This is a genomic window from Stutzerimonas stutzeri (assembly GCF_002890915.1).
GTDB lineage: Bacteria > Pseudomonadota > Gammaproteobacteria > Pseudomonadales > Pseudomonadaceae > Stutzerimonas > Stutzerimonas stutzeri_AF.
Genome location: NZ_POUT01000004.1, coordinates 17,417 through 29,799 on the forward strand (window position 1 = coordinate 17,417; position 12,383 = coordinate 29,799).

Annotated in this window: 11 protein-coding genes; 3 read left to right on the forward strand and 8 right to left on the reverse strand. The window is 62.1% G+C overall.

Going from position 1 to position 12,383, the window contains the following annotated elements; genetic code table 11:
* Window positions 1-328 precede the first annotated feature (328 nt).
* Both acnB and CXK94_RS22260 read left to right on the forward strand, forming a co-directional pair.
* The gene (acnB, locus tag CXK94_RS09145; RefSeq protein ID WP_102894088.1) at window positions 329-2,941 is read left to right on the forward strand and encodes a bifunctional aconitate hydratase 2/2-methylisocitrate dehydratase; all 2,613 of its coding nucleotides are present in this window, start codon (window positions 329-331) and stop codon (window positions 2,939-2,941) included.
* Between the two features lie 10 nt (window positions 2,942-2,951).
* Window positions 2,952-3,140 carry a hypothetical protein gene (locus CXK94_RS22260; RefSeq protein ID WP_128576017.1) on the forward strand — a complete coding sequence of 63 codons (189 nt, stop codon included), beginning with the start codon at window positions 2,952-2,954 and terminating at the stop codon, window positions 3,138-3,140.
* On the opposite strand, the gene CXK94_RS09150 is transcribed toward CXK94_RS22260, so the two are convergent.
* The 7 genes from CXK94_RS09150 to ppsA form a co-directional block, all read right to left on the reverse strand.
* On the reverse strand, window positions 3,134-4,123 hold the full coding sequence (locus CXK94_RS09150) for an OmpA family protein (protein ID WP_037037274.1): 990 nt from the start codon (window positions 4,121-4,123) through the stop codon (window positions 3,134-3,136). The two genes, CXK94_RS22260 and CXK94_RS09150, sit on opposite strands and share 7 nt — an antisense overlap.
* Before the next feature lie 99 nt (window positions 4,124-4,222).
* Complete coding sequence (gene sigX / locus CXK94_RS09155) at window positions 4,223-4,813, reverse strand: RNA polymerase sigma factor SigX (protein ID WP_102894089.1); 591 nt, start codon at window positions 4,811-4,813, stop codon at window positions 4,223-4,225.
* A gap of 84 nt (window positions 4,814-4,897) precedes the next feature.
* Window positions 4,898-5,722 carry a mechanosensitive ion channel family protein gene (locus CXK94_RS09160; protein WP_102894090.1) on the reverse strand — a complete coding sequence of 275 codons (825 nt, stop codon included), beginning with the start codon at window positions 5,720-5,722 and terminating at the stop codon, window positions 4,898-4,900.
* Window positions 5,723-5,724: 2 nt separating this feature from the next.
* Entirely contained in the window at window positions 5,725-5,967 is a 243-nt protein-coding gene (locus CXK94_RS09165) for a hypothetical protein (RefSeq protein WP_037037268.1), read from the reverse strand.
* Window positions 5,968-6,023: 56 nt separating this feature from the next.
* Window positions 6,024-7,019: a zinc transporter ZntB gene (locus tag CXK94_RS09170; RefSeq protein WP_102894091.1), complete on the reverse strand. Its 996-nt coding sequence runs from the start codon at window positions 7,017-7,019 to the stop codon at window positions 6,024-6,026.
* Between the two features lie 85 nt (window positions 7,020-7,104).
* Window positions 7,105-7,593, reverse strand: coding sequence for a ribonuclease E activity regulator RraA (gene rraA, locus CXK94_RS09175; RefSeq protein ID WP_102894092.1), 489 nt, complete (start codon window positions 7,591-7,593; stop codon window positions 7,105-7,107).
* 151 nt (window positions 7,594-7,744) lie between these two features.
* Window positions 7,745-10,114, reverse strand: a complete 2,370-nt coding sequence (gene ppsA, locus CXK94_RS09180) for a phosphoenolpyruvate synthase (protein ID WP_102894093.1) — start codon at window positions 10,112-10,114, stop codon at window positions 7,745-7,747.
* A gap of 154 nt (window positions 10,115-10,268) precedes the next feature.
* On the opposite strand from ppsA, the gene ppsR reads away from it, so the two are divergent.
* Window positions 10,269-11,087: a posphoenolpyruvate synthetase regulatory kinase/phosphorylase PpsR gene (gene ppsR / locus CXK94_RS09190; protein ID WP_037037264.1), complete on the forward strand. Its 819-nt coding sequence runs from the start codon at window positions 10,269-10,271 to the stop codon at window positions 11,085-11,087.
* A 106-nt stretch (window positions 11,088-11,193) separates the two neighbouring features.
* Here the strand turns inward: ppsR and prpF are convergent, their stop codons facing one another.
* Window positions 11,194-12,375 carry a 2-methylaconitate cis-trans isomerase PrpF gene (gene prpF, locus CXK94_RS09195; RefSeq protein WP_037037439.1) on the reverse strand — a complete coding sequence of 394 codons (1,182 nt, stop codon included), beginning with the start codon at window positions 12,373-12,375 and terminating at the stop codon, window positions 11,194-11,196.
* Between the last annotated feature and the right edge of the window lie 8 nt (window positions 12,376-12,383).

Sequence of the window (12,383 nt, forward strand, 5' to 3'; positions counted from 1 at the left end):
AACCGCGACCGCCTGCAGCCCAGCCCAGCCGGCCTCCAGACCTTACCCGCAGCAGCCCTGCGTAGCGAGACGGCGCCAGCCGATGCGGGTGCTCGACTTAACTTTACGGGCCCATTCCAGTAGAATCGGCCCGCCGTTTTTGGCGCCACATTCCATACGAAGCTGTTTTCAAAGCGTCACGAGCACAGTTGAACCGGCCGCGTGCCGGGTGCGCGGAACCGCCCGTTCCCTGCCCATCCGGCCTCGCCCATCCGGCGTAAAACTTTGAAAACAGCTTCCGGATGCGCGTCCCGAAACACCCATGGGACCAATGATGAGGGTAAAAACTGTGCTTGAAGCCTATCGCAAACACGTAGAAGAGCGTGCCGCCCAGGGCGTCGTGCCCCAGCCGCTGAACGCCGAGCAAACCGCAGGCCTGGTCGAGCTGCTGAAGAACCCGCCGGCCGGCGAAGAAGAATTCCTCGTTGACCTGATCACCAACCGCGTCCCCGCAGGCGTCGACGAAGCTGCCTACGTCAAGGCCGGCTTCCTGTCCGCCCTGGCCAAAGGTGAAACCTCCTCCCCGCTGCTGAGCAAGCAGCGCGCCGTGGAACTGCTGGGTACCATGCAGGGCGGCTACAACATCGCCACCCTGGTCGAACTGCTGGACAGCGCCGAACTGGGCGCCGTGGCCGCCGAGCAGCTGAAGCACACCCTGCTGATGTTCGACGCCTTCCACGATGTCGCCGAGAAGGCCAAGGCCGGCAACCAGCATGCCAAGGCCGTGATGCAGTCCTGGGCCGAAGGCGAATGGTTCACCAACCGTCCGGCCGTTGCCGAGAAAGTGACTCTGTCGGTCTTCAAGGTGACCGGCGAAACCAACACCGACGACCTGTCGCCGGCTCCGGACGCCTGGTCGCGCCCCGACATCCCGCTGCACGCCCTGGCCATGCTGAAGATGGCCCGCGACGGCATCAACCCGGACGCTCCGGGCTCGGTCGGCCCGATCAAGCAGATGGAAGAACTGAAAGCCAAGGGCTTCCCGGTTGCCTACGTCGGTGACGTCGTCGGTACCGGTTCTTCGCGCAAGTCCGCCACCAACTCGGTACTGTGGTTCTTCGGCGACGACATCCCCTTCGTTCCGAACAAGCGCGCCGGTGGTTTCTGCTTCGGCACCAAGATCGCCCCGATCTTCTACAACACCATGGAAGACGCCGGCGCCCTGCCGATCGAATTCGACTGCACCAACCTGGCCATGGGCGACGTCATCGACGTCTACCCGTACGCCGGCAAGGTCTGCAAGCACGGCACCGATGAAGTCATCACCACCTTCGAACTGAAGACCGAAGTCCTGCTGGACGAAGTCCGCGCCGGCGGCCGCATCCCGCTGATCATCGGTCGTGGCCTGACCGAGAAGGCTCGTGCCGAGCTGGGCCTGGCGCCGTCCACCCTGTTCAAGAAGCCGGAAGCGCCGGCCGACAGCGGCAAGGGCTTCACCCTCGCACAGAAGATGGTCGGTCGTGCCTGCGGCCTGCCGGAAGGCCAGGGCGTGCGCCCGGGTACCTACTGCGAGCCGAAGATGACCACCGTGGGCTCCCAGGACACCACCGGCCCGATGACCCGCGACGAGCTGAAGGACCTGGCTTGCCTGGGCTTCTCCGCCGACCTGGTGATGCAGTCGTTCTGCCACACCGCGGCCTACCCGAAGCCGATCGACGTCAACACCCACCACACCCTGCCGGACTTCATCATGACCCGCGGCGGCGTGTCCCTGCGTCCGGGCGACGGCATCATCCACAGCTGGCTGAACCGCATGCTGCTGCCGGACACCGTCGGTACCGGTGGTGACTCGCACACCCGCTTCCCGATCGGCATCTCCTTCCCGGCCGGTTCCGGCCTGGTCGCCTTCGCCGCTGCCACCGGCGTCATGCCGCTGGACATGCCGGAATCCGTCCTGGTGCGCTTCAAGGGCCAGATGCAGCCGGGCATCACCCTGCGTGACCTGGTCCATGCCATCCCCTACTACGCCATCCAGCAGGGCCTGTTGACCGTCGAGAAGAAGGGCAAGAAGAACATCTTCTCCGGCCGCATCCTCGAGATCGAAGGCCTGAACCAGCTGACCGTCGAGCAGGCATTCGAACTGTCCGATGCCTCCGCCGAGCGTTCGGCTGCCGGCTGCACCATCAAGCTGCCGGAAGACTCTATCGCCGAGTACCTGAAGTCGAATATCACCATGCTGCGCTGGATGATCAGCGAAGGCTATGGCGATGCCCGCACCCTGGAGCGCCGCGCCCAGGCCATGGAAGCCTGGCTGGCCAACCCGCAACTGCTGGAAGCCGACAAGGACGCCGAATACGCGGCCGTGATCGAGATCGACCTGGCCGACGTGAAGGAGCCCGTGCTCTGCGCGCCGAACGACCCGGACGACGCCCGCCTGCTGTCCACCGTTGCCGGCGAGAAGATCGACGAGGTCTTCATCGGCTCCTGCATGACCAACATCGGCCACTTCCGCGCTGCCGGCAAGCTGCTGGACAAGGTCAAGGGCGGCATCCCGACCCGCCTGTGGCTGGCTCCGCCGACCAAGATGGACGCTCACCAGCTGACCGAAGAAGGCTACTACGGCATCTACGGCAAGGCCGGTGCGCGCATGGAAATGCCGGGCTGCTCGCTGTGCATGGGTAACCAGGCTCGCGTGCAGACCGGTTCGACCGTGGTTTCCACCTCGACCCGTAACTTCCCGAACCGCCTGGGTGACGCCACCAACGTCTACCTCGCCTCTGCCGAACTGGCGGCCGTAGCCTCCATCATCGGCAAGCTGCCGACCGTCGAGGAGTACATGGCCTACGCGCAGAACATCGACAGCATGGCTGCCGATATCTATCGCTACCTGTCCTTCGACCAGATCGCCGAGTTCCGTGAAGCTGCGGAAAAGGCCAAGATCCAGGTCGTCGAAGTCGTCTGACGGTGACGCAATGAAAGAACCCCGCTTCGGCGGGGTTTTTTATGCACAACACTTTTCCACCAATGCTCAAGGCGCGGTGGCGACCTCTTCAGCCAGCAGAAAACGTACCCGTTCCTGCGAGCGGATCGGTTTTCCTGCAGACAAAGAAAAACCCGGCCAAGGCCGGGTTTTTCTCGCAGCGGAATTCTCGGGTTACTGAACCTGAGCTTCCACTTCGGCTTCCACGCGACGGTTGATCTGACGACCTTCCTCGGTGGAGTTGTCGGCCACCGGACGGGATTCACCGTAACCTACCGAATTCACGCGACCGCCTTCCACGCCATACTCGTTGACCAGAACGTTGCGCACAGCTTCGGCACGACGCTCGGACAGGCGCTGGTTGTACTGGTCGGTACCGACGGAGTCGGTGTGACCTTCAACCACGGTGGTGGTCTGCGGGTACTGCTGCATGAAGTCAGCGAGGTTGCGGATGTCGCTGTAGCTTTCTTCACGGACACGCGACTTGTCGAAGTCGAACTTGACGTCCAGCTCGACACGGACCACTTCCGGAGCCGGTTCCGGCTCGGTGTCGACGATCGGTGCCGGAGCCGGCTCCGGAGTCGGCTCGACGGCTGCAACCTGACGGGCGCCGCCGCCGAAGTTCAGACCAACGCCAACACCTGCCATCCATTCGGCTTCGTCGGCATCGATGTTGTACATGCCGTCGACGCTGGCCTTGGCGAAGAAGTTCTCGGTGAAGTAGTACTTCAGGCCGGTACCGACGTTGGCGAAGGTGCTGCTGTCACGGCCGCTACGGGCAGCCTGGCCGATGCTCTGGTGCGCGACACCGGCGGAGACGTACGGACGCAGGCCGACACCCGGAGCGCCGAAGTGGTAAGCGGCATCCAGGGAGGTCAGGCTGCCCTTGATGTTCTTGTGGCCGTCCGCGCCAACCGGATCCTCGGAGGTCAGGTCGTGGTATTCGCCATAGGAAAGGCCCAGCGAGACGTCATCGGTGAGGAAGTAGCTGACGCCTGCGCCATAGAGTTCACCGTCGCGCTGTACATCACGCGAGCTATCGGTGAAGTAGTGCTTGCCGAACGCTTCCACTTCAACGGCGCCCTGCCCTTGGGCCAGCGCGCCGACAGAAGTGGCGGCAACCATCGAACCGATTACAACGCCTAAAGTGTTTTTAAGTTTCATCCGTAAATCCCCATCTGGTGGTTGATATCAGAACAATCTAAGGAAACCGGCTGTCTGTATGCCCAAGCTGTTCGTCTGGCATAAGACAGCTTCTTGTCATTAAGTTTCAATCTTCTCGGAAAATTTTTCCCGGAGCTTATCGAGCGCACGTTTGTAACGCATCTTCGTTGCGCTTAGCCCCATATGCATGATGTCGGCAATTTCCTGGAACTCTAATTCGGCGACGAAACGCAACACCAATATCTCCCGATCGATCGGATTGACATGGACCAGCCAGCGATCCAGCCCGCCTTTATCCTCGATCTTAGGCGTCTTCTCCTCGGAAGCCTCCTCAAGCGGATCGAGGCTCAGGGCATCGAGCAAACGCCTCTTGCGACGCTCCTTGCGATATTGAGTGATGCACTCGTTATAAGTGATGCTGTAGAGCCAGGTCTTGAATTTGGATTTACCTTCGAAGTTCTTCAAGCCATAAAGAACCTTGAGCATTACTTCCTGACATACATCGTCGGCGTCACGCTCGTTCCCCAGATAACGCGCACATACATTGAACAACGTGCGCTGATAGCGCCGCATGAGCTCTTCATACGCGCGGGTAATATGAAATAGTTCGCCATGGGCATGCTGCACCAGCTCCTCATCGGTGAGCTGGCGAGGGTCGTAGCGCGGAATGGACGTTTGGGTTTTAGTCAAGACGCTTCGAGCCGGCAGACATGGTCACGGCCGCCAAATCATGGAAACCGAAAAAAGGCGACGTACTTTACCAGAAATGCAGGGCTAACGGCTGGCAACACGCTGTTCCAGCAGCACTTTGTTGGCTACCGAAGCGAGCTCGCCATCATCGGTAAGCAGCAGGGTCTTGACCGTCCCGATTTCCTCGATCTGCCCTTCGACATCCGCCAGTTTCACATACTGCCCCACCTCGTAAAGCTCGCGCACGTAGATGCCGGCAAGAATCTGCCCAACCAGCTCGCGACTGCCCAAACCGAATGCCAGCGCGACCGCCAGGCCAACGGTGATCAGCACGATCGCGATCACATAGTTCAGCAGCTCGGTCTTGACCTCGAGTTGCCCGATGGCCACGGAGATGCTGATGATGATGACCAGCCCCTGCGCTATCCGGGCGAGCCCGTTCGCATAATCCAGCCCTACCCCTTCCGCGGCGCCGCGCACCAGCCCGCTGAGCAACTGCGCGAGCAGCACGCCCGCCAGCAGAATCAACGCCGCACCGAGCACCTTGGGCACGTAGAGGGTCAGCATGTCGAGCGTTGCGGAAACACGCTCCAACCCCAGAGATTCGGCAGCCGAGACCAGGAAGATCAGCAGCACGAACCAGTAGACGACCTTGCCGATCAAGGCGGAAACCGGGATACGGATGCCCGCCCGCCCCAGCAGCTTGGTGAGCCCCGTGCCGGCCATCAATCGATCGAGGCCGACCTTGGCGAGTACCTTGGAAAGCAGCGTATCGAGCAGCTTGGCCACCACGAAGCCAAGCAGTACCACGACCAGGGCGCCGAACAGACGAGGAATGAAGGCCGCGACAGAAGCCCAGAGCGAGCTCATCGCCGACAGCAGACTTTGAGTCCAGGGATCGAATTCCATGATCAATCAGCCTTATCGAACGAAGGGTTGGATGGTTCTCGGCGCGAAACCGGGGAGAGATGCCGCGAGCCGCTATTGAACGCCATCATCAGCGCCGGCAGCCACTGGCCGATCAGGCCGAACAGATCACCGGCTCCCACCTGCCGGTTGGCCGTTTTGAGGACGCGCCCCAGACAAGCATCGTCATCGTGAATCGATGGCTTGTTGAGGAGATCTCGCAGGGATTCTTCGAAGGGATCGCGCATGCAAACCTCGCTGGAGTATTCCGTCTAGACGGCCTGTGGGCGGTTGAGAGTCACATTCAGAGCCAGCGCAGACGGCGGAACACCCACCACTGGCACAGTGCAACGGTACCGATGATCAGGCAGGCCAGGATGAACCCATAGGGATTCTCGGCTCCCGGAATGCCGCCAACGTTGATGCCGAGCAGGCCGGTCAGAAAGCTCATGGGCAGGAAGAAGCCGGTGATGATCGCCAGAAGGTACATCGTCCGGTTCATCCGTTCGCTGAGCCTGCGCTGCTCCGACTCCAGCACCAGATTGATCCGTTCGCGAACCAGGTCGAGCTCTTCGAGATAGCGCATCAGGCGGTTGCTCAGCTCGTTCCAATACTCGGCATCGTCGTCAGCGAACCAGCTCAGGCGACTGCGCGTCAGCTGGCCGTAGAGTTCGCGCTGGGGGAGCAGAAAGCGCCGCAGGCCGGCGGCACGCCGCCGCAAAGCGAGCATCGAATCATGCTCCGGCGTATAACGCTCGTTGCCCTCCAGCTCTTCCTCTTCCGCATCGACCCGCTCGGCCAGTTGGGCAACCAGGTCGTCGACACGATCGGTCATCGATTCGGCCAGGTACAGCAGAAGCTCGGAGGCGGTCTTCGGCCCCCTGCCCTCCGCCAGCAGCTGGATCACCACCTCGATGGAACGCAACGGCCTGAGTCGCAGGGAAATCACGCGACGCGGATCGGCGAACACCCGCACCGACACCATGTCTTCCGGCTCAGCATCCGGGTTCAGGTTCACCCCGCGCAGGAACAACAACAGCTCCTCGCGCGGCAAGGTCAGCATGCGTGGACGGGTATTTTCCTCGAGCAGCACGTCGCAGGCGAACGCGCTCAGGCCACTTTGCGTACGCAACCAGGCTTGCGCCTTTTCATGGCTGCGATCCCAGTGCAACCAGAGACTCTCGTTCTCGGAGAGTTGCAGGCCAGCCAGGTCATCGTAGGCGATAACCCGGGCGCCACCACTGCCGTCGAGGAGGAAGGCATGAATCAGCCCCCGCTGCTCGCTGTCAGTCACCAGCATCAGTCTGTTCCGTCGATGTTCACGAAAAGCCCGGCAGGGCCGGGCTCAGAAGTACAGCGAACGCCCCCGCTGTTGCCGAAGGCAGTTACTCCGGCATGGACAGTGGCTGGGGCGACACGATGATTCCATTGTTGTCGGCGTATACGTATTCGCCGGGGCGGAACGTCACGCCGCAGAAGGTCACCGGCACGTCGAGATCGCCGATACCACGCTTGTCGGTCTTCATCGGATGGCTGGCCAGCGCCTGGACGCCCAGTTCGGTCTGCGCGATGACATCGACGTCACGGATGCAGCCATAGATGATCAGTCCTTCCCAGCCGTTGCGCGCCGCTTTCTCGGCCAGCATGTCGCCCAGCAGGGCACGCCGCAATGAGCCGCCACCATCGACCACCAGCACCTTGCCGGCACCATCGACTTCGACCTGTTCCTTGACCAGGGAATTGTCCTCGAAGCATTTGATGGTGACGATTTGCCCACCGAAGGAATCGCGTCCACCGAAGTTGCTGAACAGCGGCTCGACCACCTGTACCAGGTCCGGATAGGCATCGCACAGATCAGGGGTGACGTATTGCATGGGAAGCTCCTTTGCTTGGGAAAACGGCTCGAATACCGGTTCATGCATGCGCGTCATGATACAGCGCATGCGCCCGGAGAAGGCAGGCGACGCCTCATCACTAGCGAAAACGGGGCCTGAGGCCCCGTTTTCGCTTAACGCTTATCGATAATCAGATTTGACGATCGGCCAGGAAGAACCAGGTATCGAGCACCGAATCCGGGTTCAGGGACACGCTTTCGATGCCCTGTTCCATCAGCCATTTGGCCAGATCCGGATGATCGGACGGGCCCTGGCCGCAGATGCCGATGTACTTGCCGGCCTTGGTGCATGCCTGGATGGCATTGGCCAGCAGCTTCTTCACCGCCGGATTACGCTCGTCGAACAGGTGCGCGATGATGCCGGAGTCGCGGTCCAGGCCCAGCGTCAACTGGGTCATGTCGTTGGAACCGATGGAGAAGCCGTCGAAGTATTCGAGGAACTCATCGGCCAGCAGCGCGTTGGACGGCAGTTCGCACATCATGATGACGCGCAGGCCGTTCTCGCCACGCTTGAGGCCGTACTTGGCCAGCAGGTCGACCACCTGCGAGGCTTCGCCCAGGGTACGCACGAAGGGCACCATCAGCTCGACGTTGGTCAGGCCCATGACGTCGCGGACCTTCTTCATCGCCCGGCATTCGAGCTCGAAACAGTCGCGGAACGAGTCGCTGATGTAGCGCGAGGCGCCACGGAAGCCGAGCATCGGGTTCTCTTCTTCCGGTTCGTAGAGCTTACCGCCGATCAGGTTGGCGTATTCGTTGGACTTGAAGTCCGACAGACGCACGATGACCTTCTTCGGCCAGAAGGCCGCAGCCAGGGTGCTGACGCCCTCGACCAGCTTCTCGACGTAGAAGTCGACCGGATCGCTGTAGCCGGCGATGCGCTTCTCGACGCTGCTCTTGACGTCGGGCGGCAGGCCGTCGAAGTTCAGCAGCGCCTTGGGGTGTACGCCGATCATGCGGTTGATGATGAATTCCAGGCGGGCCAGGCCCACCCCTTCGTTCGGCAGATGGGCGAAGTCGAAGGCGCGATCCGGGTTACCGACGTTCATCATGATCTTGAACGGCAGTTCCGGCATGGCATCGATGGAGTTCTGGCGCACGTCGAAGCCCAGCTCGCCGTCGAAGATCAGGCCGGTGTCGCCTTCGGCGCAGGAAACGGTCACGCGCTGGCCATCCTTCAGTTGCTCGGTGGCATTGCCACAGCCGACGACGGCCGGGATGCCCAGCTCGCGGGCGATGATCGCCGCATGGCAGGTGCGGCCGCCACGGTTGGTGACGATGGCGCTGGCGCGCTTCATCACCGGCTCCCAGTCCGGGTCGGTCATGTCGGAAACCAGCACGTCGCCCGGCTGCACCTTGTCCATCTCGGTCACATCGTGGATCACCTTGACCGGGCCGGCGCCGATGCGCTGGCCGATGGCGCGCCCCTCGACCAGCACGGTGCCTTTTTCCTTCAACAGGTAACGCTCCATGACGTTGGCGCTGCTGCGGCTCTTCACGGTTTCCGGACGCGCCTGGACGATGTACAGCTGGCCGTCGTCACCGTCCTTGGCCCACTCGATGTCCATCGGGCGGCCGTAGTGCTTCTCGATGATCATCGCCTGCTTGGCGAGGTTGGTGACTTCCTCGTCGCTCAGGCAGAAACGCGCGCGATCGGCGGCGTCGACTTCCACGGTCTTGACCGACTTGCCGGCCTTGGCTTCGTCGCCGTAGACCATCTTGATCGCCTTGCTGCCCAGGTTACGGCGCAGGATCGCCGGGCGGCCGGCCTGCAGCGTCTGCTTGTGGACGTAGAACTCATCGGGGTTGACCGCGCCCTGGACGACGGTCTCGCCGAGGCCGTAGGCGCCGGTGATGAAGACCACGTCGCGGAAACCGGACTCGGTATCCAGGGTGAACATCACGCCGGCGGTACCGGTTTCCGAGCGCACCATGCGCTGCACGCCGGCGGACAGGGCGACCAGCTTGTGGTCGAAGCCCTGGTGCACGCGGTAGGCGATGGCACGGTCATTGAACAGCGAAGCGAAGACTTCCTTGGCGGCACGGATCACGTTGTCCACGCCACGGATGTTGAGGAAGGTTTCCTGCTGGCCGGCGAAGGAGGCATCCGGCAGGTCTTCGGCGGTAGCCGAGGAACGTACCGCGACGGCCATGTTGTCGTTGCCGCCGGACATTTCGGCGAAGGCCTTGCGGATGTCGGCGTCGAGCTGCGGCGGGAACTCGGCATCCATGACCCATTGGCGGATCTGCGCGCCGGCCTTGGCCAGGGCATTGACGTCATCCACGTCCAGCGAGTCGAGCAGCGCATGAATCTGGTCGTTCAGGCCGCTCAATTCGAGAAAGTCGCGATAGGCCTGGGCCGTAGTGGCGAAACCGCCCGGTACGGAAACGCCGGCACCGGCGAGGTTGCTGATCATCTCGCCCAGGGAGGCGTTCTTGCCCCCTACACGCTCAACGTCATGATTGCCGAGCTTATCGAGGGAAACTACGTACTCTACCAAGGTGATCTCTCCACATTAGTGTTGGAAACTCGACCGGAGCCAGCCCGTACGGCTGTGGCCTGGCCCTGCAAAATAAGTAACAATGCCCGCCAACCGGGCTCGGCGAAGGGCCTACTATAGCTGGGAACCGTTCTCGACTTAAGGCCCAAGGTACATGAAACGAACCGCTTTCTTCATTTCAGACGGCACAGGCATTACTGCGGAAACCTTGGGCCAGAGCCTTCTGGCCCAGTTCGAGAACATCACCTTCACCAAACTGACCCGCCCGTACATCGACACCGCGGAAAAAGCGCGGGCCATGGTACAGCAAATCAACCATGCCGCGGAGAAGGACGGCGGCCGGCCGATCATCTTCGACACGCTGGTGAACCAGGAAATCCGCGACATCCTCGCCGAATCCAATGGTTTCATGATCGACATCTTCTCCTCGTTCCTCGCGCCGCTGGAGCATGAACTGATGTCGCGCTCCTCGTATTCCGTCGGCAAATCCCATTCCATCGGCCACAACACCAACTACATGGAGCGGATCGAGGCGGTGAACTTCGCCCTCGACAACGACGACGGTGCCCGCACCCGTTATTACGATAAGGCCGACCTGATCCTGGTCGGCGTGTCCCGCTGCGGCAAGACGCCGACCTGCCTCTACATGGCGATGCAGTACGGCATCCGCGCCGCCAACTACCCGCTGACCGAGGACGACATGGAGCGCCTGCAGCTACCCAGCGCCCTCAAGGACTACAAGGACAAGCTGTTCGGCCTCACCATCGACCCCGATCGCCTGGCCGCCATCCGCAACGAGCGCAAACCCAACAGCCGTTACGCCAGCTTCGCCCAGTGCGAATTCGAGGTCCGCGAGGTGGAAAACCTGTTCCGCCGCGAGAACATCAACTACATCAACTCGACGCACTTCTCCGTGGAGGAAATTTCCGCCAAGATCCTGGTGGAGAAAGGCGTCGAGCGTCGACTCAAGTAACCGCCGCTTCGCTAGACAACAAAAAGTCCGCTTGGTGCGGACTTTTTGCCTTTTCAGCCACGGGAATTCACGGCTCGGCCCAAACGCGATTCATCGGCACCGCGCATCAGAGCGTATCGGCCGGCACGCGCACCCAGCCCTCCATCAGCACCCGGGCGCTGCGGCTCATGATCGCCTTGGTCACCGTCCATTCTCCGTCGACCTGCTTCGCCTCGGCGCCGACGCGCAGCGTGCCGGAAGGATGCCCGAAACGCACGGCCTGACGCTCGCCACCACCGGCGGCCAGGTTCACCAGCGTGCCGGGGACCGCGGCGGCCGTGCCGATGGCCACCGCACAGGTTCCCATCATGGCGTGGTGCAGCTTGCCCATGGACAGTGCACGGACGAGCAGATCCACTTCACCCGCGTCGATGGTCTTGCCGCTGGAGGCACGGTAGCTTTTCGGTGGCGACACGAAAGCGATCTTCGGCGTGTGCTGGCGGGTCAGCGCTTCTTCGGGCGTCTTGATCAGGCCCATGCGCAACGCGCCGGCAACGCGAATCGCCTCGAAGCGAGCGAGCTGCGCAGGGTCGCCGTTGATGTCGTCGCGCAATTCGGTGCCCTGATAGCCGATCTCCTCGGCATTGACGAACACCGTCGGAATACCCGCGCTGATCATGGTCGCCGCGAACGTGCCGACACCCGGCACCTCCAGCTCGTCAACCAGATTGCCGGTGGGGAACATCGAACCGTCGCCGTCATCGGACGGATCGAGGAACTCCAGCACGATCTCGGCGGCCGGGAAGGTGACGCCGTCCAGCTCGAAATCACCGATCTCCTGCACCTGGCCGTTGACCACCGGCACGTGGGCGATGATGGTCTTGCCGATATTGGCCTGCCAGATGCGCACCACGCAGGTACCGTTGTCCGGGATACGTGCAGGGTCGACCAGTCCGGCGTGCAGGGCGAACGCGCCGGCGCCGGTGGACAGGTTGCCGCAATTGCCGCTCCAGTCGACGAAGGGCTTGTCGATGGACACCTGACCGTAGAGGTATTCCACGTCATGCTCCGGTCGGCTGCTTTTCGACAGAATCACGCACTTGCTGGTGCTGGACGTCGCGCCGCCCATGCCGTCGATCTGCGCCGAGTAGGGATCGGGGCTGCCGATCACGCGCATGAACAGCTTGTCACGCGCGGCCCCCGGCACCTGGCAGCTTTGCGGCAGGTCCTGCAGGCGGAAGAACACGCCCTTGCTGGTGCCGCCGCGCATGTAGGTGGCGGGGATCCTGATCTGGGGAAGGTGAGCCATGGGAATCT

Excerpts from the sequence above, each read along its gene's own strand:
- rraA (WP_102894092.1), bottom strand. The coding sequence starts at position 7,593 with ATGCAATACGTCACCCCTGATCTGTGCGATGCCTATCCGGACCTGGTA.
- CXK94_RS22260 (WP_128576017.1), top strand. The coding sequence starts at position 2,952 with ATGAAAGAACCCCGCTTCGGCGGGGTTTTTTATGCACAACACTTTTCC.
- CXK94_RS09150 (WP_037037274.1), bottom strand. The coding sequence starts at position 4,123 with ATGAAACTTAAAAACACTTTAGGCGTTGTAATCGGTTCGATGGTTGCC.
- ppsR (WP_037037264.1), top strand. The coding sequence starts at position 10,269 with ATGAAACGAACCGCTTTCTTCATTTCAGACGGCACAGGCATTACTGCG.
- CXK94_RS09160 (WP_102894090.1), bottom strand. The coding sequence starts at position 5,722 with ATGGAATTCGATCCCTGGACTCAAAGTCTGCTGTCGGCGATGAGCTCG.
- CXK94_RS09165 (WP_037037268.1), bottom strand. The coding sequence starts at position 5,967 with ATGCGCGATCCCTTCGAAGAATCCCTGCGAGATCTCCTCAACAAGCCA.
- prpF (WP_037037439.1), bottom strand. The coding sequence starts at position 12,375 with ATGGCTCACCTTCCCCAGATCAGGATCCCCGCCACCTACATGCGCGGC.
- CXK94_RS09170 (WP_102894091.1), bottom strand. The coding sequence starts at position 7,019 with ATGCTGGTGACTGACAGCGAGCAGCGGGGGCTGATTCATGCCTTCCTC.